Source organism: Nocardiopsis sp. NPDC006938 (assembly GCF_042869555.1).
Lineage (GTDB): Bacteria > Actinomycetota > Actinomycetes > Streptosporangiales > Streptosporangiaceae > Nocardiopsis.
Map to the genome: position 1 here is coordinate 214,538 of NZ_JBIAGA010000006.1, position 22,944 is coordinate 237,481.

Consider the following 22,944-nt stretch of genomic DNA (forward strand, 5'->3'; position numbering starts at 1 on the left):
CCTGTGTACCAGGAGTGTGGTGGGGCTGAGGGAGAGGCCCTGCCGGTCCAGTATCAGCAGCATCGGGGTGTGTCCCGTGTGAGGGACGTGTGCTGTTGTCGAGTCGAGATGAAATCTGTGTGAATGCGTATCCCTGAGCAGGGACGACATGTGTGGGTGGTCACACGGAAGGGGGCCCGCGCGGTGTGCGCGGGCCCCCTTCCGAGTCGTCGGTCGTCCCCGGTCAGTCGCCCACGGGCACCGGCGTGCCGGTCTGGCCCCGGAAGGGGTCGGCCGGGACCGGCTCCGCGAAGACGCCGATGGGGAAGTCCCGCAGCGCCCTTTCGTAGAGGTCGTTCACGGCCGCGTTGAACCGGGTCAGCGAGTCCGGGTGGTCCGGACCCAGCAGGTACCGCTTGAGCACCGCCCGGCGGTCGGCCAGCTCGTCGCCGACCGGCTCGCGGGCCGCCGCCAGGACGGTCTCCAGCCCGGCCAGCCCGGGACGCAGCACGTAGCCCGCGCCCGCGGACGGGAACTGGCGGCGGAACTCCTCGTCGTCGGTGCCCTGCATGTCCACGATCGCGTACGGCTTCCCGCTGGCCACGAAGTCGGCGACCACGCTGGAGATGTCGCTGACCATCACGTCGGACTCGTTGAAGCACGAGAACAGCGACGGCACCGTCCCCGTGACGACGTGGTGGCGCAGCGGACCGGACGAGGCCCAGTACAGGGAGTGCCAGCGGTCGAGGAGCTCTCGGTAGCCGACCAGGTCGTCGGCGGTCAGGTGCTGCTCGGCGGCGCTCTCACGGAAGGCGTCGACGCGCTCCCCGAGTGCGGCGAGCTCCCGCTCGGCCTCCGGTGAGACCGGGTCCAGGCGGCCGTTGGCCTCCTCGATCAGTTCGATGATCCTGCGGTGCGCGGCCCCGGCCGACGGCGCCCGCCGCCCCAGCAGCGGGTGCGGCTTGTAGATCACCCGGACCGGCTCGGCCCCCCGGACCAGGCGCTCGACCAGTTCGAGCCCGGCGGTGTCGGCCGAGGTGAGGTAGTTGTTGTCGTCCACGCCCTCCCAGGTGGGCGCGTAGAGGACGGTGGGTACCGCGCGCCGCTCGGGCGGCCGGTGCCCCTGGACGGCCACCAGCTGGGGGCGGCCCACCTCGACCACGTCACGGTCGTCGATGGCGTGCCGGACCCGCTCGTAGCGGTCGCGTCCGCCGCGGCCGGCCACCCAGATCTCGTCGAAGATGCGGCTCACGCGGTTGCTGCTGGGCAGCTTGTCGCTGTCGCCGTGCCCGACGAACACGTGCTTGATCTCGGCGCGCTGGATCAGGTGGATGTTCTTGCCGGTGTTGCCCGGGTAGAGCGCCACCCGGACCGCGGACAGGTCCAGGGCGGCCAGGTCGTCGGCGCGTGGCACGCACACCACCGGCAGCGACGTCGGCTCCAGGTGCGGCATGTTCCCGCGTTCGCGGAAGATCACCAGGGCGCGCCGGTCGGCCTTCTCCAGGGCGTCCAGCCACATGTTCGCCTGGTAGACGGCGTTCTGCTCGCCCACGCCGAAGGTGAAGTACAGGACCACCTCGGGCCGGGCCTCGCGCAGCGCGCGGTTGACCCCCTCGATGACCTCCTCGTCGGAGGGCGCCCGCAGGTGGGCCAGGAACACCGGGGCCGCGAACAGGACGGCGCCCAGGGCGAGCAGCACCGTGAGCGAGGCTCCCGCCGCCGCCAGCGCGGCGGGGCCGCCCGCCAGGTGGCCGACCGCGCCCAGGACGAGCGGGAGGTCGGCCAGCAGGACGCGGCTCATCGGCAGGGAGCGCAGCGGCGCGGGGATCTCCGGCATGGAGATCCCGGGCAGGACCAGGTTGCGGGTCTTGACCGGCGTCCGCGCCCGGCGGAACACCTGGTGGCGGACGAGGTCGTACACCAGGGTGAGCACGAAGAACGCGGCCACGCCGCCCGCCGTCCACCAGTAGGCCGGGGTGCCCACCGCGTCCATGGAGACGTACAGCGCGAGTACCAGCGCCTGGCGGGCCAGCGTGCGCACGGTCAGCCCGACCCGGATGCGGCTGAGGACCTTGTTGAGCACGGTGACGCGCTGGGACACCAGCCACTCGGTGGCGTACAGGACCAGCGCCAGCAGGCCGAAGACCCACACCTGGGCCATGGCGACCTCGACCGCCTGGAGCAGGAAGGTCAGGCCCATGATCCCGAGGACGGCCAGCGCGGTGCGGTCCAGGCCGATCCGCGAGAGGTAGTTCTTCACTTGGCCCCTTCCCGTTCCTTCTCCTGGGCGCGTGCGCCGGCCGGGGACAGGGCGGGGCTCTCGCGGCGCACGTCGACGACGTGGCCGGTGAGGTCGGAGAGCAGCACGTCCACGGAGGTGCGGGCGACCTGGTCGGAGCTGAGCAGGCTCCCGGCGGGCTCCTCGCCGAACGCCTTCGTGCGCATGGGGGTCTGGGTCCGCTCGGGGTTGATGCAGTTGATCCGCACCCCGTCCGCCGACCACTCGTCGGCCAGCGCCTGGGTGAGGTTGACGGTGGCGGCCTTGGTGGAGGAGTACAGGCTGTACTCGGCGCGTCCGCGCGTGTACGAGCTGGACGTGTACAGCAGCAGCTGGCCGCCGGTCTGTCTGAGGTACGGGAACGCGGCGCGGGCGATGTTCACCGGCGCGAGGTAGTTGACCCGCAGGGTGTCCTCCACCTCGGCGGGGTCCGTCTGGTCCAGCCGTCCGATGCGCAGGACCCCGGCGGTGTTCACCACGTAGTCGACGCGTCCGGTCGCGGAGTGCGCCTGCTCCAGGGCGCCCGCCACGTCGTCCGGGTTGGCGACGTTGGTGCGGGTGGCGCTGCGGGAGTAGCGGAAGACCCGCGCCCCGTGCAGCTCGGCCAGGTCGGCGACCCCGGCGCCGATCCCGTAGCTGCCGCCGAAGACCACCACGGTCTTGCCGGCGAGCTCGCGGGCGTAGTCGTCCTCGGAGAACTCGGGGGTCGACGAGGTGGCCAGCTGGAAGAGCTTGTCCGCGATGAAGATGTCCACCGGCTGGGTGACCTTCATGTTCTGCTCCTCGCCCGCGACCACGTGGATCGGCACGCCGGGGGAGTAGCGCAGGACGACGGAGCAGTCGTCGGTGGCCTCGAAGTCGGGGTCCTCCCACGCGCGCGTGTAGGCGTCGCGGATGGTCGCGAGGCGGAAGGCCTGCGGTGTCTGCCCCCGGCGCAGCCGCGACCGGGTCGGGACGTCGGTGATGAGCTCGTCGTCGACCTCGATGATCGTGTCCGAGGACGGAATGGCCACGTCCACGGCCTCGAAGGTGTCGAGCGCGGTGACGCAGTCGTCGATCACGCGCTGGGAGAGCATCGGCCGGACCGCGTCGTGGAAGAGGACGTTGGTGGTCTCCGCGGGCAGGTGCGCCAGCGCGTCCAGGGCCAGCTGGGTGGTGGCGTTGCGGGAGGTGCCGCCGGGGATCACCTGCGTGACCTTGGCCAGCCCGGCCCGGTCGACGATGTTCTGCGCGTCGGCGACGAACCCGGGGTTCATCATCACGATGACCTCGTCGACGCCCTGCGCCTGCTCGAAGACCGTGAGCGTGTGCTCCAGGATCGTCTTCCCGGCGATCTTGAGCAGCTGTTTGGGCGTGGCGAGGCCGATGCGCTGGCCGCTGCCTCCGGCCAGGACCACGGCCACGGTACGGGTGGCCGGCGCGGGCTTGGGGCGCGAGGCGGTGATATCAGGCAAGTTCGTCTCCCGTGGAACTCGTGGGAACTCGGTGCCCGACCTTGGGGGAACAACGTGCACGGTGGCGGCACGTCAGGCCGAGACGCGGTTAACCGTGACACCCGAGAGGGGTGGGGTTGCGCGGATGGTGTACTGACGTTGTTCTGGTGTTCACGCCTGGTTCGCGTGGGAACACCACATTGATGACGGCATGGGGCACGAACTGGTTTACGCGCCGGTAGGGCGGATGTCCACGGTGACGCGGCGAAGCGTGCGTGCCTGAGCGGCTCTGTGGCCGCCGACCCCTTGCGTCCGCTGCACGGAGGATGTGCGCGATTTTCGACGTTACCCCCCTCTGACCACGGAAAACAACGAAACATGCCGTGCTCTTGGGCACGGTCGCACCCTGGGGCGGGTGCCGGCCGGGGCGGTTGCGCGCGTGTCGTCCGATGAGGGGCGGTATGCCGGATGTGGCCACCAGCGGCGGTGTGGGCAACCACTCCGGCCCTTGGCGCGTCCTGGAGGCGTCGACGGGGGCACCGCCGCTCCGGTTCCGCCCGTCCCTCCTGACCCCCATCAGCAAGGGAATCCGCATGTCCGCGTCCCCCACCCCTTCCGGCTCCTCCGTCCCGTAGTCCGACCGTCCCCTGTGGTCGGGCCAGGGCGGCACGCCCGCGCCATCCGTCGTCCCACTCCAGGTCGTGGTCTGGGCGGCGGCCGCGCTGTGCGCCGTCACCGCGGTCTTCGCCCTGGTGGCCTACGGCGACACGAACACCTCCGGCTACGGGAGCCGGGGCCTGGAGGCCCTGGTGCGGCAGGCCGCCCTGCGCGACGGCCTCGCCTGGGCGGTGGTGTTCGGCGCCGCCTACACCAGCGTGGGCGTCCGTCTCGCCGGGGTGAGGGCGCCGGGTGTCCGCAAGGGCGAACCGCGCGCCCTGTACTGGACCGCCGTCGCGGTGGCGTGCGCCCACCTGTTCGCCGCCGCCGTGGTGTTCCAGAACACCTGGGGCAACTGGATGGACGTCGTGCTGCTCTTGGCGCCCCTCGCGGTCCTGGGCGCCCTGAGCACGGTCGCGGCCCGTTCGGCCCTGCTCGACCGGTGACCTCCGCCGGCCGGTGACCCGGAGAGCACGAGGGGCGCCGCGCGGGGGACCGACCCCGCGCGGCGCCCCTCGGCGCCCGTCCGGTTCAGGCGGCGGGAGCGGTCGTCGCCTCCGAGGAGGTCGGGTCGCCTTCGCGCAGACGCCGGTCCGGGAGGAGGGTGCCGAGCGCCCAGTGCAGCAGCAGTGCGGTGACCAGGGCCACCACCCAGCCGTAGTCGGCGAGCGGGGCCAGGAACGCGATGAAGGGGCCCTCCGACCCCACCGGCAGGTCGGCGCCGCCCACGGCCAGCAGGGCGCCCGCGCCGAAGGCGACCAGGGCCCGCCAGTTCCAGCCGTTCGCGTACCAGTACACCGAACCGCGCGTGTAGAGCGCGGGCAGGTCGACACGGGTGCGGCGCAGCAGCCAGTAGTCGGCGAGCAGGATGCCCGCCACGGCGCCGAGCAGGCTGCCCACCGTGCCCAGCCACGCGAAGATGTAGACGTTCTCGTCCTCCATGAGCTTCCAGGGGAAGATCATGACCCCGAGGAACGACGTGGTGATGGCGCCGACACGGAAGCTGAACCAGTTCGGCTTGAGGTTGGCGAGGTCGTAGGCCGGGCCCACCAGGTTCGCGGCGATGTTGGTGGACACCGTCGCCAGCAGCACCACGAAGATCGCGAAGAGCAGGCCGATCCCGCTGCCCATCCGGTTCACGACGTCGATCGGGTTCCACAGCGCCTCGCCGTACACGACGGAGGTTCCGGCGGTGACCATCACGGCGATGAGGGAGAACAGCGTCATCGTGGTGGGCAGGCCCAGCGACTGGCCGACGACCTGCGAGCGCTGCGAGGAGGCGAAGCGCGTGAAGTCGCTGATGTTGAGGGTGAGCGTCGCCCAGTAGCCGATCACGCCCATCAGCGACGGGAAGAACAGCACCCAGAACGCCGGGCCCCAGCCGAGGCTGTTCTCGGTGCTGAGCATCGGGCCGAACCCGCCCGCCTCGACGGCCATCCACACCAGCAGCGCGACGCCACCGACCGCCATGAGCGGCGCGGCCCACACCTGGAGCTTGCGCACGCCCTCCATGCCCCACAGGATGATGGCGACCTGCACCAGCCAGAACAGGCCGAAGGACAGCCACAGCGTCCACGGGTGGTCGCCGAAGGCGGCCGCGTTGGTCCAGGGGTCGCCGAACAGGCGACCGGCCAGGACGTACACGCCCTGCCCGCCGACCCACGTCTGGATGCCGAACCAGCCGCAGGCGACCGCCCCGCGCAGCAGCGCGGGCAGGTTCGCGCCGCGCAGCCCGAAGGAGGAGCGGGCGAACACCGGGAACGGGATGCCGTACCGGGCTCCGGCGTGACCGGTCAGCACCATCGGCAGGAGCACGATCAGGTTGCCCAGGACGATGGTGACCATGGCCTGGCGCCAGTCCATTCCGGCGGCGATCAGCCCGCTGGCCAGCGTCCAGGCGGGGATGCTCACCGACATGCTCACCCACAGCGCGGTGAAGCTCCCGGTGCCCCAGGTCCGTTTGGACATGGGGACGGGCTGGAGGTCGTCGTTGACGTAGGGGCTGTCGGGGAGGGTGGTCCCCTCGGGCATCGACACGCGCCCGTCGGGGTGCACGACCTGGGAGGTCGACTCTGGTGTGGAGGGGGCTTCGGACACGGGACACCTGTGTTTCGGTGGTGCTGACGGAGGGCGGGGCGCGGGCGCCGGGCCCACGCGCGCGGCCCGGGAGGTGATCCCGGGCACGCCCGAAAGATCCTGGTCTGTTGTAGACCGTCGAATATCTTCGCACGTCATCCGTGCCGTGTTGACGTCCACCGGAGGGGCGCGCGGGCCGGTCCCGCCCCGTGGGCCCGGCCCGCGCCTCGGCGGGACGTCGGCGTCAGGTCGCGGGGCTCTCCGACAGCGCCGGGACGACCTCCCGCCCGTAGGCGTCGATCACTCCGTCGACGTCGTCGTGCATGGCGTAGACCGCGAACTGGTCCACCCCGGCCGCACGCAGCCGCTCCAGCTTCTCGACGTGCTCGGCCACCGTCCCGACCAGGCAGAACCGGTCCACGATGGCGTCGGGCACGAAGTCGGTGTCGGGGTTGTCCACGCGGCCGTGGTGGCTGTAGTCGTAGCCCTTCCTGGCCCTGACGTAGTCGGTGAGCTCCTCGGGCACCATGTCCGAGTGCTCCCCGTACCGGGCCACGAGGTCGGCGACGTGGTTGCCCACCATCCCCCCGAACCACCGGCACTGCTCCCGCGCGTGCGCCAGCCCCTCCTCGGAGCCGTCGGTGACGTAGGCGGGCGCGGCCACGCACACCCTCACCTCGTCGGGGGAGCGCCCGGCCGCCACGGCCGCGGACCGCACCGCCCGCACCATCCACTCGGTCAGGTACGGGTCGGCGAGCTGGAGGACGAACCCGTCCGCCTTGCGCCCCACCAGTTCCAGGGCCCGGGGGCCGTACGCGCCCATCCACACCGGCAGGGAACCGTCGCGCACCCACGGGATGCGCAGGGTCGCGCCGTCCACGTCGGCCTCGCGGCCCTCGGCGAGGTCCTTGATCGCCGTCATCGCCTCGGAGAGCCGGGCCAGCGTGGCGGGCCCGCGCCCGGCGACGCGCATCGCCGAGTCCCCACGGCCGATCCCGCAGATCGTCCGGTTCCCGTACATGTCGTTGAGGGTGGCGAACGTCGAGGCGGTCACCTCCCACGAGCGGGTGCTCGGGTTGGTGACCATGGGGCCGACGACCATCCGCTCGGTCCGGTCCAGAATCCGGCTGTGGATGACGAAGGGCTCCTGCCAGAGCACCACCGAGTCGAAGGTCCAGCCGTGCGTGAACCCCCGCCGCTCGGCGCGCACCATGCGCTCGACCAGCAGGTCGGCGGGCGGGTCCGTCTGGAGGACGAGTCCGAAGTCCATGGGTTCCTCCTCAGACCAGGTACTGACAGGTGGACCGGGGCACGTAGGAGCCGTGACCGGCCGCGCCCAGGTAGGTGCCGTCGTCCACGATCACGCGGCCCCGCGAGAGCACGGTGCGGGCCCTGCCCGTCACCCGCTTCCCCTCGTACGCGGAGTAGTCCACGTTCATGTGGTGGGTGGCGGCGGAGAGGGTCTGCTCCGCGTTCGGGTCGTAGACCACCAGGTCCGCGTCGGCGCCCGGGGCCACGGTGCCCTTCTTCGGGTACATCCCGAACATGCGCGCCGGGGTGGCGCAGGCCAGCTCGATCCACCGGCGGCGGCTGATCCGGCCCTCCACCACGGCCTGGTGCAGCAGGTCCATCCGGTGCTCCACGCCCGGCATGCCGTTGGGGATCTTCGAGAAGTCGCCCGTGCCGAGGTCCTTCTGCCCGACGAAGCAGAACGGGCAGTGGTCGGTGGAGACCACGGACAGGTCGTTGGTGCGCAGCGCCCGCCACAGGTGTTCCTGGTGGTCGCGGGGGCGCAGCGGCGTGGAGCACACGTACTTGGCGCCCTCGAACCCGGGTTCGGCGAGGTTGTCGGTGGACAGGAACAGGTACTGCGGGCAGGTCTCGCCGAACACGTTGAGGCCGAGGTCGCGGGCGCGGGCCAGCTCGGCCACGGCCTCGGTGGCGGACACGTGCACGACGTACAGCGGGGCGCCCGCCACGCGGGCGAGCTGCACGGCGCGGTGGGTGGCCTCCGACTCCAGCAGCGCCTTGCGGACCTCCCCGTGGTACCGGGGGTCGGTCCGGCCCTCGGCCAGGGCCTGTTCGACCAGCACGTCGATGGCGATGCCGTTCTCCGCGTGCACCATGGTGAGCGCCCCGTTGGCGGCGCCGCGCTGCATGGCCCGCAGGATCTGCCCGTCGTCGCTGTAGAACACCCCCGGATAGGCCATGAACAGCTTGAACGAGGTGACGCCCTCGTCGACGAGGGCGTCCATCTCCTTGAGCGAGGACTCGTTGACGTCGGACAGGATCGCGTGGAAGGCGTAGTCGATCGCGCAGTTGCCGTCCGCCTTGGCCCTCCAGGCGTCCACCCCGGAACGCACGGACTCGCCCGGCCGCTGGATCGCGAAGTCGACGATGGTGGTGGTGCCGCCCCAGGCCGCGGCCCGGGTGCCGGTCTCGAACGTGTCGGCGGACTGGGTGCCGCCGAACGGCATCTCCATGTGGGTGTGGCCGTCCACACCGCCCGGGACGACGTAGTGGCCCGTGGCGTCGATGGACGCGGCACCGCTCCGGGCCCAGCTCCGGGCCGGGTCGCTGCCGCGCAGGGCGAGGGCCGCCACACGGCCGTCCTCGACGAGGACGTCGGCCTCCAGCTCTTCGGCGGAGGTGACGACCAGGCCGCCGCTGATGAGGGTTCGGGTCATGGCGTCACCCCTCCACCAGCGGACCGTAGGCGTCCGGCCTGCGGTCGCGGTAGAAGGCCCACTGCTGGCGGACCTCGTCGACCAGGTCCAGGTCGAGGTCGCGCACGACCAGTTCCGCGTCGGTGTCGGAGGCGACGTCGCCGACGAACCGTCCGCGCGGGTCCACGAAGTAGCTCGTCCCGTAGAAGTCGTTGTCGCCGTACTCCTCGACCCCGACCCGGTTGATGGCGGCCACGTAGTACGCGTTGGCCACGGCCGCGGCGGGCTGTTCGAGCTTCCACAGGTAGGCGGACAGGCCCCGGCTGGTGGCGGAGGGGTTGTAGACGATCTGGGCCCCGCCCAGGCCGAGGGCCCGCCAGCCCTCGGGGAAGTGCCGGTCGTAGCAGATGTAGACGCCGATCCGGCCGACCGCCGTGTCGAAGACCGGCCAGCCGAGGTTGCCGGGGCGGAAGTAGTACTTCTCCCAGAAGCCCTTGACCTGGGGGATGTGGTGCTTGCGGTACTTGCCCAGGTAGGTGCCGTCGGCGTCGATGACGGCGGCGGTGTTGTAGTAGAACCCGGGGCCCTCGACCTCGAAGACGGGCAGCACCATGACCATGTTCAGTTCCCTGGCCAGGGCGCTGAAACGGGTGACGGTGGGGCCGGGGACGGGTTCGGCCCAGCGGTGGTGTTCGGCCTCCTGCACCTGGCAGAAGTAGGGGGCGTTGAAGACCTCCTGGAAGCCGATGACCCGTGCTCCCTGGGCGGCGGCTTCGCGCGCGTATCTCTCGTGGGCGGCCGTCATGGATTCGGCGTCACCGGTCCACTCGGTCTGGACGAGTGCGGCCCGGACGGTGTGCGGCATGGTTCCCTCGCTCCTCTTCGAGCGCCGCCCCGACAGCTGGCGGCGAAGAACGCCTGGTGCGTCCGCCTCCGACCGCGGCGCGACCGGGTGCCCCCGCTCTTCGGGGAGGGCCGGTCGCGGGCGGGGTCGGTGCGTCGTAGAGGTCGCACCCTAGGTAAGAGGAGATTGGCCGGTCAACGTCCGACATCCCGGCGGACGGGAAAGAAACGGGTGGCCCCGGTGACTGCCGTGGCCAGGGTTCACCCGTGTCCCGTGCCGGGCGGTTCCGGTTCGGCCGAACCGACAGGTTTGGCGGGGAGGGCGGTCGCCGATTTCGTGCCTTCGCACATGCGGCCGAGGGCGGCCGGGCGGGTGCCCGGCCGCCCTCGGCCAGCGGTGTTCCGGTGCGCGAGCGGCCGGGGGAGGCGGGTCAGCCGGTGACGTCCACCTCGACCTCGGAGCCGCCGAAGGTCTCGGCGCTCAGGCCCATGTAGGAGATGTCGGAGGCGTCGTCGACGTCGAAGACGATCGGCACCACGAGGGAGTCGCCGGGGTCGATCGAGACGTTCATCATCTCGCTGGAGAACTCCAGGGTGGCGGCGTAGTCCTCGCCGATGGCCGTGCCGTCGTAGGTGTAGAGGTTCTGCTCGTCGCGCCAGAACGTGATCGGGTCGCTCCCGGCCGGGGCGACCTCCACCCACACCACGACGTACTCGCCGTACGGGGTGAACGAGCCGACCTCGGTGACGCCGGTCTCGACCTCGGTGACGGTGAAGAGCATGCCGTTGTGCTCCACCTCCTCACCCATGCCCGGCAGGTCCGGGTTGGAGCGCTCGGCGTTGCCGAGCCCGGTGCTGGTGTCGCCGCCGGTCGACCCTCCGGAGCCGTCGGTACCGTCCGTGCCCTCGGTCTCCTCGGTGCCGCCGGTCGTTCCGCCGCCGCCGTCACCGCCGCCCTCGTTGTCGGCGAAGAAGAAGACGAGCAGCACGACCAGGGCCACGCCGATGACGAAGAGGCCGCCGCAGCCCAGGCTGATCCACAGCCAGGGGCCGCTGCCCTTGGAGGGGGGCGGGGTGGGCGGGCCGTACTGGCCGCCGTAGGGGTCGCCGCCGAACTCCGGGCCGGGGCCCGGGCCGTAGGGGTCGCCGCCGTAGGGGCCGCCGGGGCCGCCCGGGGGCATACCGCCCGGGGGCGGGCCCATCGGGGGCGGTCCGCCGGGCATGCCACCGGGGGGCATTCCACCCGGAGGCATGCCGCCGGGCGGTGGACCCATCGGCGGCATCCCGCCGGGAGGCATCCCGCCAGGGGGCATCCCGCCGGGGGGCGGGCCCATGGGCGGCTGACCGCCGGTGGAGGGGCCCATGGGCGGCTGGCCGCCGGTGGAGGAACCGTAGGGAGGGCCCTGGTAGGGGTCCTGTCCGTGAGGAGGAGGCTGAGTCATGGTGTCCTTGGCTTTCTTGCGCGGTGCTCACGGTGAGCGGGAGCGTGTGACCGGGCCACGCCAGGGGGATCTGCCTACTGTGGGGGCATGGCACGACTGCTCATCGTTCACCACACGGTCTCACCCGCCACCAGGGAACTACTGGACGCGGTGCTCGACGGCGCCCGAACAGACGATATCGAAGGCGTACGAGTGCAGGTCAAGGCCGCACTCTCCGCGAACGCGACCGACCTGCTCGAAGCGGACGCGGTGGTACTCGGTACCCCCGCCAACATCGGTTACATGTCGGGGGCCCTCAAGCACTTCTTCGACTCCGTCTACTACCCCGTGCAGGTGGATACCCAGGGGCTTCCGTACGCGCTGTACGTTCACGGCGACAACGACACCTCCGGAGCGGTCCGCTCGGTGGAGTCGGTGGCCAAGGGTATGGGCTGGCACCGACACCGCCCGCCGGTCACCGTGACGGGCCGACCGGACGCAGGGGCCCGGGAGGCCTGCTGGGAGCTGGGGGCGGTGACCGCGCTGGCCGCTCTGGAGCGTGCCGAGCAGGGCGGATAGCCGGGTGGACCGTCGGGCGGAACCGGTCGGGGAATTCCAAGCACATACCGTTCCCTGAACACTTATGGGACAGTAAGGAGAGCCTCGCTGGGGGAGGATTCACTAGTGAAATCCCCCTTTGTCTGGATTCTTGAACCCGCCGTCAGCGAGCCGATCCGGAAACCCGGTATTTCGGTTATGCGCAATAGGAGTTCTGGTGAGTCCCCACCCCCCGTCACCCGCTCGGTTGAACTACGCCACAGAAGAGGCCACGGCCCCCAGCGCCCCCATCCGGGTACTCGTGGTCGACGACCACGCCCTCTTCCGGCGCGGCCTGGTCTCGGTCCTCAACGACGAAGCCGACATCGACGTGGTCAGTGAGGCCGCCGACGGCGACGAGGCGGTGGTGCTCGCCACCGAACTCCGACCCGACGTCGTGCTCATGGACGTGATGATGCCCAACTCCACCGGCATCGAGGCCTGCCCGAGAATCCGCGCGGCCGTTCCCGAGGTCAAGTTCGTCATGCTCACCATGAGCGAGGACGAGGCCGACCTCTTCGAGGCCCTCAAGGCCGGGGCCACCGGCTACCTCCTCAAGGAGATCGCCGTCACCGACATCGCCCGCGCCGTCCGCGCCATCGCCGAGGGCCAGTCCTTCATCAACCCGGCGATGGCGATCAAGCTCATCGGCGAGTTCGCCGGGCTGGCCAAACAGGAGCGCGCCCCCAGGGCCGCCCCCGCCATCCCCGAACTCACACCCCGGGAGACCGAGGTCCTCAAACTGCTGGCACGCTCCCTGAACAACAGGGAGATCGGCGAACGCCTGTTCATCACCGAGAACACCGTGAAGAACCACGTCCGCAACATCCTGGAGAAGCTCCAGGTGCACTCGCGCACCGAGGCCGCCATCTACGCCGTGCGCGCCGAGTACCTCGGGTAGGCGGCCACGGGCCACGGCGGTCACGGGCCACGGCGGCCACCGAGGCGGCCGGAGACGCGGGCACCGCACCCGACGGGGCCGCTTGAAGTCGCCACGCGGGGGTGACAGTGTGACCAGTCCCGGTCCACCCGCACCCGCGCGCCCGCCGCGCCCGACCCCAGGGAAGCCGCCGTGACCCGAGGTCCCCGACCCGACCACCTGCGCAACTTCGTCGACGGCGGGTACGCCGACACCGCACAGGGCCGCCGGAGCGACCTCGTCGACCCGGCCACGGGGAGGGTCTTCGCCACCGCCCCGGTCTCCGGGCCCGAGGACGTCGACGCCGCGTTCCGGGCCGCCCGCCGCGCCTTCGACGGCGGCTGGCGGGACTGGACCCCGGCCGAACGGCAGATCGCGCTCAACCGCTTCGCCGACGCCGTGGAGGCCCGCGCCGACGAACTCGTCGCCGCCGAGGTCCGCAACTGCGGCAAGCCGGTCGGACTCACCCGCACCGAGGAGATCGGCCAGGTCCTGGACGCCCTGCGGTTCTTCGCCGGGGCCTCCCGCAACCTGGAGGGCCGGGCCGCGGGCGAGTACCTGCGCGACCACACCTCCTGGATTCGCCGCGAACCCCTCGGCGTGGTCGGGCAGATCACCCCCTGGAACTACCCGATGGCCATGGCGGCCTGGAAGATCGGCCCCGCGCTCGCCGCCGGGAACACCGTCGTCCTCAAGCCCTCGGACACCACCCCGGTCTCCACCCTGCTGCTCGCCGAGATCGCCGCCGAGTTCCTCCCCGCCGGGGTGTTCAACGTGGTGTGCGGCGACCGCGACACCGGACGCGCCCTGGTCGACCACCCGATCCCCGCCCTGATCTCCCTCACCGGCTCGACCCGGGCCGGGTTCGAGGTCGCCCGCGCCGGGGCGCGCGACCTCAAGCGCCTGCACCTGGAACTCGGCGGCAAGGCCCCCGTGATCGTCTTCGACGACGCCGACGTCGAACGGACCGCGGCGGGCATCGCCGAGGCCGGGTTCTTCAACGCCGGCCAGGACTGCACCGCGGCCACCCGCGTCCTGGCCGCCCCCGGCGTCCACGACGACCTCGCCGCCGCGCTCACCGAGCGGGCCCGCGACACCGTCACCGCCGGACCGGACCGCCCCGACGCCGCCTACGGTCCGCTCAACAACGCCGACCAGCTCGCCCGCGTCACCGGGTTCCTGGAACGGGTCCCCGACCACGCCGAGATCCTCACCGGCGGCACCCGGGTCGGGCGGGAGGGCTTCTTCCACGCGCCCACCGTCGTCTCCGGACTGCGCCAGGGCGACGAACTGGTCACCGACGAGATCTTCGGACCCGTCCTCACCGTCCAACGCTTCACCGACGAGGACACCGCCGTGGCCTGGGCCAACTCCGTGGAGTACGGGCTGGCCTCCAGCGTGTGGACCCGCGACCACGCCCGCGCGCTGCGCGTCTCGCGCCGCCTGGACTTCGGCTGCGTGTGGATCAACACCCACATCCCGATCACGGCCGAGATGCCGCACGGCGGCTTCAAGCACTCGGGCTACGGCAAGGACCTGTCGACGTACTCGTTCGAGGAGTACACCCGCATCAAGCACGTCATGAGCTACATCGGCTGACCGGGGGAGAGCCTTGACCGACGACACCGCGCGCGCGGCCGCACGGGCCCTGGAGGGGGCCCGTCCCCGCGTCTTCTGGCTGGACCCCGACGTCCCCGGACACGAGGTGCCCGAACCCGCGCCGCCACTGCTGGGGGACGTACACGCCGACCTGGCCGTGGTCGGCGCCGGGTACTCCGGGCTGTGGGCCGCGCTGATCGCCAAGGAACGCGACCCCGACCGCGACGTGGTCGTGGTCGAGGCCCGCACCACCGGCTGGGCGGCCTCCGGGCGCAACGGCGGGTTCTGCGCGGCCAGCCTCACCCACGGCCGGGAGAACGGGGCCGAGCGCTGGCCGGAGGAGATCGACGAACTCGAACGTCAGGGGATGGCCAACCTCGACGCCATCGAGGAGACCGTCCGGCGGTACGGCATCGACTGCGAGTTCGAGCGCACCGGCGAGACCCTCGTGGCGACCGAGCCCTGGCAGGCCGAGGGGTTCGAGGAGGAGGCCCTGGCCCTGCGGGCCCAGGGGCGCACCGCGCACGTGTGGGACGCCGGGCAGACCCGCGCCCAGGTCGACTCACCCACCTACGTGGGCGGCTTCCACGACCCGGACGGGGTCGCCATGCTGCACCCCGCCAAACTCGCCTGGGGGTTGCGGGCCGCGGCCGAGGGCCTGGGGGTGCGGTTCTTCGAGAACACGCCCGTTCGTTCGATCCGCTCCGTGCCCGCCGGGCTGCGCCTGGAGGCGCGCACCGGAACCGTGCACGCGCGCAGGGTCGCCTGGGGCGGGGGCGCCTTCCCCGGGCCGCTGCGCCGCCTGCGCCACTACCTGGCTCCGGTCTACGACTACGCGCTGGTGACCGAACCCCTGACAGCCGAGCAGCGGGCGTCCATCGGCTGGGAGCACAGGCAGGGGGTCTCGGACTCCGCACACCTCTTCCACTACTACCGGCTCACCGCCGACGACCGCGTCCTGTGGGGCGGGTACGACGTGGTGCACCACTACGGGGGGAAGGTGCGGCCCGAGTACGACCAGCGTCCGGAGACCTTCCAGAGGCTGGCCGAACACTTCCTGGAGACCTTCCCGCAGTTGCGCGGGATCAGGTTCGGGCACAGCTGGGGCGGGGTCATCGACACCTGTAGCCGCTTCTCCGTGTTCTTCGGCGACGCGTACGGGGGGCGCCTCGCCTACGCCGCCGGGTACACGGGGCTGGGTGTGGGAGCCACCCGGTTCGGCGCGCAGGTGATGCTGGACCGGCTCGACGGGCTGGACACCGAACGCACCCGACTGCGGATGGTGCGGGAGAAGCCGCTGCCGTTCCCGCCCGAGCCGGTGCGGTCGCTGGGTATCGAACTCACCCTGAGGGCCACCGCCGCCGCCGACCGGAACGAGGGGCGGCGCAACCTGTGGTTGCGGGGGCTGGACTCCGTGGGCATGGGGTTCGACAGCTGAGATGGTGCGGGGCCCAGCGGGTGTGCCGGGCCCCGCTTGTGGTTGTCGGGTTAGATCGGGATGCCGATGTCGGGTGCCAGGCTCGCTCCGAGGGTTTCCATGGCGGATTGTCCGAGGAGGAGGGTGGCTCCGAGGGCGTTGGCGGGCCAACCCCACCAGCGGCGCGGTGCACGGTGACGGCCCCGGGTGCGGGCGGCGGGCTGTCGGGCTTCGCGGGCCTTCTGTTCGCGGTGCTGGCGAGCCACTTTCACCCAGTGCGGCACCGGTCCGTGTTGGAGCATGTAGGCCACTCGGGGGTTGCCGTGCATCTGACGGAGCAGGCGTTCCTGGCGTTCCTCGTGGGTCTCCTCCCAGGGCATCTCCGAGCGCGGCGCCTCCGTCTGGGGTGCCTTCACTGGAATCGAGATGGCCCGCAGGGGACGACCCCCGGCCGGTCGGGTGAAGCGATGGCCTCGCGGGGCGGCCAGAACCGACCGCACCTCGGCACGAACCTGAGCGCTGACCTGCGCCGTCATCGGGTGCCCCCAGCAGCGGCCGGGATGGGGAGGGTGAACTCGGCCCAGATGACCGTGCCCAGTCCTTCGCAGAAGGGGAAGTCCAGCACGGGCCGGAACCCCCACCGGGACGCGAGGTGGCCGACCATGAGCAAGCCACGGCCGCGCTCGGCCTGCTCCCAGTCCTGTCGGGTGCGCCTACGCGGAACCCCGGGAACGGCGTCCACGGCGGCGTCGGTGCGGGTGCCGTCGTCGATGATCGACACCCTCACCAGGCCCGGGACCGGTGCTTCCAGGGTGCGGACCACCCTGCCTTCGGGGTCCTGTCCCGAGCGGGAGTGCTCGCAGGCGTTGGCGAACATCTCGCTGACGCACAACACCATCTCCTCCCGCACCTCGCCCGGGAGGGTGAGCAGGCGGGTGAGGTCGGTGTCCAGGTCCGCTCGGACCTGACTCGTCTGGGAGAGCTGTCCGGGGTAGACCCGGCACTCCCACCGGGACTCAGCCGGGGGAGGGTTGTTCGTGTGGTTCAGGGCAGGGGTGTGCGGCACAATGGCCATGTCGGCAATCTCTTTCTCTTCAACGGGGTTGGTGTTGTCGGCCTGCTCTGGGGGTGTTTGCGCACCCGCCAGAGCCTTTTTCGTGAACGCCTTGGTCAGGCTTCAGGCGGCGGTCGGGGGTTCCGGTTCGTCGTTGTGGTCGGCGCGGTGGCGGCGGGAGAGCAGCCGGGACCCCGGTACCGGCCTGTTGCCGGGAATCCGGGTGGGGGCGGGGTAGTCGTGCACGGCCTGGTCGATGAGCTGCATGGCCCGTTCCGCGTCGCCTTCCTCGCGGGCGATCCGCAGCGCCTCAAGCACCATCGGGATGCGGTTACGCAGGGTGTGGTTGTGCCACACGTCCTCCTGAGCGGGAGTCAGGTGCCCCGGTGCGGTGAGGGCGTTTTCGGCGCTTTCGAGCAGGTCCCTGGTGTCGATGTCCAACATCAGCACTCCACCCCGTTCTTGCCGATGTCCTCGGCGTCGTCAGTGTCTTCGGTGTCGATCTGCATCCACGGGTTGTCCGTGAGGTCGTAGGCCAGGAAGAACCACACCTGCCGGAACTTCGGGTCCCCGTTGTCGCCCCACCGATCCGCCAACGCGTCGATCAGCGCCAACCCCCGACCCGTCGCAGTGCCCGCCTCGATGTCGGCGAACGTCGCGGCGGTGAAGTTGCCCTTCTCCTGCGGCAGACGGCTGCCTTGGTCGCGGCAGATCAACGTCATCCCCTTAGCACCCCGATCCACCGTCAAGGTGTAGGTGCTTCCGCGTTCGCTGGACCGGCTGTGGGCGATCGCGTTGTTCGCCAACTCGCAGCCCAGGAGGGTGAACAGGAACTGGTACTCCTCACACCGTTCGGCGGCGCTGGTGTCCAGGAACGCGCGGACCAGGGGCATGAGTCCGGGGAGTCCGGCGAAGGAGTACTGGCGCTTGCGGTAGGGGGGTCCGACGGTGCGGGCGAAGTAGTGGGAGTGGAACGGCTTGATGAAGCTCGCCACGGGGGCTACCACTTCGCGGTGGGCGAGTTCGGGGGAGAACGGCGGAGCGGGCCTCACGGGGTGACCTCCAGGCGTCGCAGTCCGGCCAGGACTTTGCGCAGGACCTCTACCGGGACGGTTTCGACGGGCCTGCGAGGCGAAGGGATGACGGGTCCTCGCAGGTGGACGTGGGAGGTGTGGGGTGCTTGGGTGGGTCGTTGCGGTCCGGGAGGCGGGTGGTCAGTGGACATGCCTGACGGTTCTCCTGACGTGTTTGTGGGTTGACTGAGTCGGCCCTGGGCGGTGGGCGTTGCGCCGGGTGCTCGGGCCTGGGGCTCTGTATCTGTGTGTTCTGCGGGAAGCGCGGTGTGTGGGCTAGTTGAGGTCGAGGACGGCTTCGACGGTGGTCTGTTGGACGCGGTCGCCGTCCCAGGTCCAGGACGGGGACCAGGAGAAGGCGAGGCGGTCCAGGACCGCGAGCCCGGACACGTGCGTTCCGGGGTTCAACCGGGGGTGTTCGGGCGGCGTGGTGGTGCGTGGTCCCTGGTCGGTGACGTACAAGCGAGGGAGCTTGGGGTGGGTCTGGTCCAGGACGACGCGGACGGTTCCGCCGGGCAGGCCCGACCGGGAGTGCTGATGGGAGTTCGTGACCAGGATGCGCGCGATACGAGCCAACCGGGCGCCCTGAACCGGGAGCACGTTCCGACACCAGGCCGACAGGGCCCGGTACTCACGGCTAGGGCCGAGCAGAATGCCGTGACGGGCAGCCTGCTCGAACCGGAGCACCCGAGGGAAGCGCCCGGGAACAACTGGCACCACCGGTGTCTCCTGGTTGGCCTGCATATGTCTCACCTCGGTCACATCGGTGCGGGTCTCGACCCGGCCGACTTCGACATCCGTCACCGGCCCTCCCGGCGCATCGCGTCGAACCGGGAGTTGAGCTCTTGTTGAGCGATGACTTGCTGCTCGATCTCAACTTGGGTGGCCGCAGTCACCCAGTCCACCAAGCCGATGTTCTCTGCGCTGAGGGGCACCACCCTCTCCGATCGCCATCGCCGAGACGGCATGGCAGCCGGATTTTGGTGTGGCCGCCAGGAGGGGTGACGACTTCGGAACTCGTAGGCGAGCTGCCAGGGGGTTTCCCCCGCGTGGGGCGCTGGGGGCTTGTGTGTCGTGCTCAGGAACTGCGACATGGAGTCACCTATCCCGTACTTGCGACCGGGTGTTCAGGTGACCATCATGAACCTCGTGAGCTGTACTTGCAACAGTTGCAAAAACATCCGTCCGGAATACCCTTGAATGAGTAGTTGGGAAAGAGGTCGTTATGATCGGTGACTTCGCCCCTGTACTCAGCGAGGAAGACCTGATGTCCGACACGGTCCAGATCCCGGTTCGTCGCCGCTACCTGATCAGCCGACTCAAGCAGCTGCGCACCGCCGCCGCCCTGACTCACCTCGATGTAGCCACCGAGATGGGATGGGACCGGGGCAAACTGAACCGATTGGAGCAGGGGAACTTCAAACGGCTCAACGCCGCCGACGTCATCGCGCTGGCCACGCTGTACAAGGCCTCAGAGGAGGAGACCGCCGCGCTCGCCCAGATGGCACGCGACTCTAAGAAGGTGTCTTGGTGGTACCGCTACAGCGAGCAGTTCCCCGGCCCTTACATCGCCCTGGAAGCCGAGGCCGTGCGCATCGAGGAGCTGGGTACGCAGCTGATCCCCGGGCTGTTCCAGACCGCCGAGTACACCACTGCGCTGATGGAGCGGTCGCTCGACGTCACCGTGCCACGCGACGAACTTCAGCCCCGGCTCCAGGTGCGCGCTGAACGGCAGCGATCCATCCTGGACCGGCCCGAACCACCGCATATCTGGGTGGTCCTGGACGAGGCCGTCCTGCGCCGCAAAGTTGGAGGACCCGAGGTTATGCGCCAGCAGATCCTGCACCTGTTGGACCTGGCTCAGCGTCCTACGATCGACATCCAGGTACTACCTTTCGAGTCAGGCGCTCACGCCGCGTCCGGATTCCAGTTCGTCCTGCTGCGGTTCGAGGGCAGCAACGCGGTCGCCTACATCGAGACCGACCAGGACGGCCTGTACGTGGAGGAACCGGAGAAGTTCAAGCGCTATACGCTGGTGTTTGATCGCCTCCAGGCAGCAGCGTTGTCCGTCGAGGACAGCTATGGGTTCATGGAGGCGCTCACCGCTCAACCCTGAATGCCCAACCTGAATAGAGGACCCCATGGACCTCAACAACGCCTCGTGGCGCAAGTCCAGCTACTCCGCAGCCAGCAGCAACAACTGCGTGGAGGTCGCTGATCTCTCCGAGGCGACCGCAGTACGTGACACCCAGCACCGTGAGCTGGGCCATCTGTTGTTCGGCCACGACCAGTGGGTCGCGATGACCACCACAATCCGCACCCAGGCGTAGCCGCTCGTCCAACAGAAAAGTCCCCGACCTGCTGTGAGGTCGGGGACTTACCTGAATACCCGGCCACCATCTTACCGCGCCTGGGCACAACACTCAGAACCGTCACCTGGGCCACCTGGACGCCCCAGCTCCAGAGTGGGCGGCCCTGGTAGCAGCAGTACGCGGCCAGTAGCAGCACGCAGAACCGTAGCCGCTCAGGCCTGTTGAGCGGGGACCGTTCTGCGTACTGCCGGATCAGAGACCTCGGGGGACGGCACATGCCTCCAGGACCAAAGACCTGAGATCCATCCGCGACAATCGCCACATTGCCGCTCAGGTGCTGGGAACTCAACGGCCGTTGGAAGAAGCTTCTTCCCATCAACCTGCGGAAGTGAGATCGTGGTGGGGATCTCATTGTCCCCCTGGGAGTCGTTCAGCGAGCAAGTGAGGGTACCCATGGCGGAGTGGCACAAGTCCAGTTTCAGCCCAAACGGTAGTAACTGTGTGGAGGTTGCGGAAGGGCCGGTCACTTACTTTCGTGATACCCAGAACCGCGAGCTCGGCCATCTGGAGGCGTCTGCGCCGGAGTGGAAGGCGTTCGTGGTGGCTGTGCGCCTCTAGGATGCTGTGGCCCGCGGCAGATCTGAACTGTTCAGGGAGTAAGCGAGGGATTCTCATGACGAGCTGGCACAAGTCGAGCTACAGCAATGGCACGGGTGGAAACTGCGTGGAAGTTGCGGACGTACCCGGGGGCACCGTAGTCCGCGACTCCAAGTACCCCGAGCACGGCTACCTGCCGTTCTCCGTACCGGAGTGGGTCGCACTGTTGCGCAGCACGCGATCGTAAGCTGGAAAGTGGGATTCCCTGCGCCAACGAGGGCTCCCCGGTGTTCGCCCCGCGAACACACCCTGCTGTATGGCGACCAGGAAGTCTGAGACCAGACCTTGGCCCGCAGCTGCGGAGGCTCAGGATGCCTTCCTCTGAGCACGGGGCCCAGATGTGGGCAGGACCAGCATGTGTCAGTCAGTGCCCTCACCCTCAACGGAGGTCGCCCTCATGCACCCTCACATTGACGAACTCATCTTCCACAAGTCGAGCTACAGCGTCAACGGCGGTAACTGCGTGGAGGTCGCCGACCTCCCCGGTGAGCACCTCGTCCGCGATACCCAGAATCGCGACCTGGGCCCCCTGGCTTTCTCCGGCCCTGAGTGGGCCGCCGCCCTCGGCGCCATCCGCCCCAACCACGTGTAGGGCCTATCGCCCCTCCGACCGAACGCGACATCGCCTGGGCCCACCTCGGGCCCTCCGCCCAATGACCACGTCGCAAGCCCGTGCCAGCGTGGCGGAACGTATGCGCCACGCTGCGGAAGGTGCGGACGACTCCCACGAGGTCGACGCGTACGAGGAATGGAGCCCGACGACCCTCCCCGCGTGGGGCGGGTAGCCGGGAGCCATGACTCAGTGCGGAGCGTCCACCTTGTCTCCGGGATCGTCCAGCCACACGTGTTGTCCCTCCCGATCGACAGTCACGCCGAAGCGGGAGTGTTCCGGTCGTCCCCGTCCCACCCACCACCGATAGGCGGACTCGACCTCATCGAAGAGCTTCCGGGGGCCGTGCTGCCGGACGGGGAACTCCTCGCTGCCCGGCTCCACCCGCCACGAGGCCCATGAGCCGGACCGGGGGTCCATCAGGTAGACCGTGTATCGGCTGGTAGTCGGATCGTCCCGGTCGAAAACGGTCGTGGACTTCACCTCCGGCACCAGCAGCCCAACGGCGAAGGAGGCGTCGAAGTCCCCCACCGCCGTGTGGGGATGGAGCGCGGTCACGGACGCGGTGTGGTCGTGTTCGGGCAGTACCCGGTCCTCCACCGCACCGTGCGGTGTGCGCTGTCCGCGCACCCACATGAAGGAGACGTCTCCGCCGAAGTTCCCCGAAGCGGTACCGTCCGCCTCCACCCGGAGTCGGAGCAGCGCCCCGTTGTGCAGCGCCGTCCCCCAGGGCGTGACGATCAGCCCGCCCGCGACGGTCTGTTCCACCCACGCGTACGGCACCTCCTGAACGGCCGCGGTCGACATCACCCGATGGAAGGGCCCCGACGACGGGTACCCCAGCGTCCCGTCGCCCGACACGACCCGCACGGGCCATCCGTTCAGTCGCAGAGTGGACCGAGCGAGGTTGGCCAGTCCCCGGTCGATCTCGACGGTGGTCACGTTTCGCACGCCGACACGAGAGGCCATGAGGGCGGCGTTGAAGCCGGTGCCCGTGCCGACCTCCAGGACCCGGTGCCCGGGCTCCAGGTCAGCGGCGTCCAGCATCGACGCCATGACGCTCGGCATCGAGGCCGACGACGAGCAGTAGCCCCGACCGGTGTCGTGTCCGTCGTCGAACTGCACTCCGAGGGGTCTGTCCTCGTAACAGGCCGCCAGCCATCCCTGCGGGTTCTCGGAGCGATCGAGGGCGACCGTGCCCCCGTCCCCGTCTCGCACCCAGATCCTCTCGGGGGCGAACAGGTGACGTGGCACGGCGAGGAAGTCCTCCCGCCTCGCCGGGGACATGCCCTCGGCGAGGCGGGACCGGAGCCGTGCGGCGTCGGTCACTTGTCGTCCCGTTCGTGCTTCCCG

At 70.1% G+C, this 22,944-nt stretch carries 24 protein-coding genes; 10 read left to right on the forward strand and 14 right to left on the reverse strand.

What is annotated here, in order from left to right; translation table 11 throughout:
- Positions 1–223: 223 nt before the first annotated feature.
- Complete coding sequence (locus ACFYL4_RS12330; RefSeq protein ID WP_387518290.1) at positions 224–2,239, reverse strand: glycerophosphotransferase; 2,016 nt, start codon at positions 2,237–2,239, stop codon at positions 224–226.
- Positions 2,236–3,711, reverse strand: coding sequence for an SDR family NAD(P)-dependent oxidoreductase (locus ACFYL4_RS12335; protein ID WP_387518291.1), 1,476 nt, complete (start codon positions 3,709–3,711; stop codon positions 2,236–2,238). The genes ACFYL4_RS12330 and ACFYL4_RS12335 overlap by 4 nt, the downstream gene beginning before the upstream one ends.
- A 680-nt stretch (positions 3,712–4,391) precedes the next feature.
- Between ACFYL4_RS12335 and ACFYL4_RS12340 the strand changes: the two genes are divergently transcribed.
- Positions 4,392–4,793, forward strand: a complete 402-nt coding sequence (locus tag ACFYL4_RS12340; protein WP_387518292.1) for a hypothetical protein — start codon at positions 4,392–4,394, stop codon at positions 4,791–4,793.
- Between the two features lie 85 nt (positions 4,794–4,878).
- Here ACFYL4_RS12340 and ACFYL4_RS12345 read toward each other — a convergent pair whose 3' ends face one another.
- The 5 genes from ACFYL4_RS12345 to ACFYL4_RS12365 all read right to left on the reverse strand — a co-directional run bounded on the left by ACFYL4_RS12345 (position 4,879) and on the right by ACFYL4_RS12365 (position 11,374).
- The gene (locus tag ACFYL4_RS12345) at positions 4,879–6,444 is read right to left on the reverse strand and encodes an NCS1 family nucleobase:cation symporter-1 (protein WP_387518293.1); all 1,566 of its coding nucleotides are present in this window, start codon (positions 6,442–6,444) and stop codon (positions 4,879–4,881) included.
- Between the two features lie 223 nt (positions 6,445–6,667).
- A complete protein-coding gene (locus tag ACFYL4_RS12350) occupies positions 6,668–7,693 on the reverse strand; it encodes a TIGR03842 family LLM class F420-dependent oxidoreductase (RefSeq protein WP_387518294.1) in 1,026 nt (341 codons plus the stop codon).
- A 10-nt stretch (positions 7,694–7,703) separates the two neighbouring features.
- The gene (gene hydA, locus ACFYL4_RS12355; RefSeq protein ID WP_387518295.1) at positions 7,704–9,110 is read right to left on the reverse strand and encodes a dihydropyrimidinase; all 1,407 of its coding nucleotides are present in this window, start codon (positions 9,108–9,110) and stop codon (positions 7,704–7,706) included.
- Positions 9,111–9,114: 4 nt separating this feature from the next.
- Positions 9,115–9,954 (reverse strand): nitrilase-related carbon-nitrogen hydrolase, encoded by an 840-nt coding sequence (locus ACFYL4_RS12360; RefSeq protein ID WP_357760608.1) that lies wholly within the window; start codon positions 9,952–9,954, stop codon positions 9,115–9,117.
- Between the two features lie 409 nt (positions 9,955–10,363).
- Entirely contained in the window at positions 10,364–11,374 is a 1,011-nt protein-coding gene (locus tag ACFYL4_RS12365; RefSeq protein WP_387518297.1) for a DUF4352 domain-containing protein, read from the reverse strand.
- An 87-nt stretch (positions 11,375–11,461) separates the two neighbouring features.
- On the opposite strand from ACFYL4_RS12365, the gene ACFYL4_RS12370 reads away from it, so the two are divergent.
- The 4 genes from ACFYL4_RS12370 (at position 11,462) to ACFYL4_RS12385 (ending at position 15,906) form a co-directional block, all read left to right on the forward strand.
- Complete coding sequence (locus ACFYL4_RS12370) at positions 11,462–11,932, forward strand: NAD(P)H-dependent oxidoreductase (RefSeq protein WP_357760614.1); 471 nt, start codon at positions 11,462–11,464, stop codon at positions 11,930–11,932.
- A gap of 196 nt (positions 11,933–12,128) precedes the next feature.
- Positions 12,129–12,851, forward strand: a complete 723-nt coding sequence (locus ACFYL4_RS12375) for a response regulator transcription factor (RefSeq protein ID WP_357760618.1) — start codon at positions 12,129–12,131, stop codon at positions 12,849–12,851.
- Positions 12,852–13,022: 171 nt separating this feature from the next.
- Entirely contained in the window at positions 13,023–14,468 is a 1,446-nt protein-coding gene (locus tag ACFYL4_RS12380) for a gamma-aminobutyraldehyde dehydrogenase (protein WP_357760621.1), read from the forward strand.
- Positions 14,469–14,481: 13 nt separating this feature from the next.
- Positions 14,482–15,906 carry an NAD(P)/FAD-dependent oxidoreductase gene (locus tag ACFYL4_RS12385; protein WP_387518300.1) on the forward strand — a complete coding sequence of 475 codons (1,425 nt, stop codon included), beginning with the start codon at positions 14,482–14,484 and terminating at the stop codon, positions 15,904–15,906.
- Positions 15,907–15,956: 50 nt separating this feature from the next.
- On the opposite strand, the gene ACFYL4_RS12390 is transcribed toward ACFYL4_RS12385, so the two are convergent.
- From ACFYL4_RS12390 to ACFYL4_RS12415, 6 genes are all read right to left on the reverse strand, one after another.
- Positions 15,957–16,301 (reverse strand): hypothetical protein, encoded by a 345-nt coding sequence (locus tag ACFYL4_RS12390; protein WP_387518302.1) that lies wholly within the window; start codon positions 16,299–16,301, stop codon positions 15,957–15,959.
- Positions 16,302–16,417: 116 nt separating this feature from the next.
- Positions 16,418–16,960: an ATP-binding protein gene (locus ACFYL4_RS12395; RefSeq protein WP_387518304.1), complete on the reverse strand. Its 543-nt coding sequence runs from the start codon at positions 16,958–16,960 to the stop codon at positions 16,418–16,420.
- Between the two features lie 102 nt (positions 16,961–17,062).
- A complete protein-coding gene (locus ACFYL4_RS12400; RefSeq protein WP_387518306.1) occupies positions 17,063–17,383 on the reverse strand; it encodes a hypothetical protein in 321 nt (106 codons plus the stop codon).
- Entirely contained in the window at positions 17,383–17,991 is a 609-nt protein-coding gene (locus ACFYL4_RS12405; RefSeq protein ID WP_387518308.1) for an ATP-binding protein, read from the reverse strand. The genes ACFYL4_RS12400 and ACFYL4_RS12405 overlap by 1 nt, the downstream gene beginning before the upstream one ends.
- A gap of 297 nt (positions 17,992–18,288) precedes the next feature.
- A complete protein-coding gene (locus tag ACFYL4_RS12410) occupies positions 18,289–18,816 on the reverse strand; it encodes an ATP-binding protein (RefSeq protein WP_387518310.1) in 528 nt (175 codons plus the stop codon).
- Positions 18,813–18,947 carry a hypothetical protein gene (locus ACFYL4_RS12415; protein ID WP_387518312.1) on the reverse strand — a complete coding sequence of 45 codons (135 nt, stop codon included), beginning with the start codon at positions 18,945–18,947 and terminating at the stop codon, positions 18,813–18,815. The genes ACFYL4_RS12410 and ACFYL4_RS12415 overlap by 4 nt, the downstream gene beginning before the upstream one ends.
- A gap of 290 nt (positions 18,948–19,237) precedes the next feature.
- On the opposite strand from ACFYL4_RS12415, the gene ACFYL4_RS12420 reads away from it, so the two are divergent.
- The 5 genes from ACFYL4_RS12420 (at position 19,238) to ACFYL4_RS12440 (ending at position 21,573) form a co-directional block, all read left to right on the forward strand.
- Positions 19,238–20,128, forward strand: coding sequence for a helix-turn-helix domain-containing protein (locus tag ACFYL4_RS12420; protein WP_387518314.1), 891 nt, complete (start codon positions 19,238–19,240; stop codon positions 20,126–20,128).
- A gap of 25 nt (positions 20,129–20,153) precedes the next feature.
- Positions 20,154–20,342 (forward strand): DUF397 domain-containing protein, encoded by a 189-nt coding sequence (locus tag ACFYL4_RS12425; RefSeq protein WP_387518316.1) that lies wholly within the window; start codon positions 20,154–20,156, stop codon positions 20,340–20,342.
- A gap of 435 nt (positions 20,343–20,777) precedes the next feature.
- Positions 20,778–20,942, forward strand: coding sequence for a DUF397 domain-containing protein (locus ACFYL4_RS12430; RefSeq protein WP_387518318.1), 165 nt, complete (start codon positions 20,778–20,780; stop codon positions 20,940–20,942).
- Positions 20,943–20,997: 55 nt separating this feature from the next.
- Complete coding sequence (locus ACFYL4_RS12435; protein ID WP_387518320.1) at positions 20,998–21,168, forward strand: DUF397 domain-containing protein; 171 nt, start codon at positions 20,998–21,000, stop codon at positions 21,166–21,168.
- A gap of 210 nt (positions 21,169–21,378) precedes the next feature.
- Positions 21,379–21,573: a DUF397 domain-containing protein gene (locus ACFYL4_RS12440; protein ID WP_387518322.1), complete on the forward strand. Its 195-nt coding sequence runs from the start codon at positions 21,379–21,381 to the stop codon at positions 21,571–21,573.
- 207 nt (positions 21,574–21,780) lie between these two features.
- Here the strand turns inward: ACFYL4_RS12440 and ACFYL4_RS12445 are convergent, their stop codons facing one another.
- Complete coding sequence (locus ACFYL4_RS12445; protein WP_387518324.1) at positions 21,781–22,920, reverse strand: rRNA adenine N-6-methyltransferase family protein; 1,140 nt, start codon at positions 22,918–22,920, stop codon at positions 21,781–21,783.
- Positions 22,921–22,944: the final 24 nt, after the last annotated feature.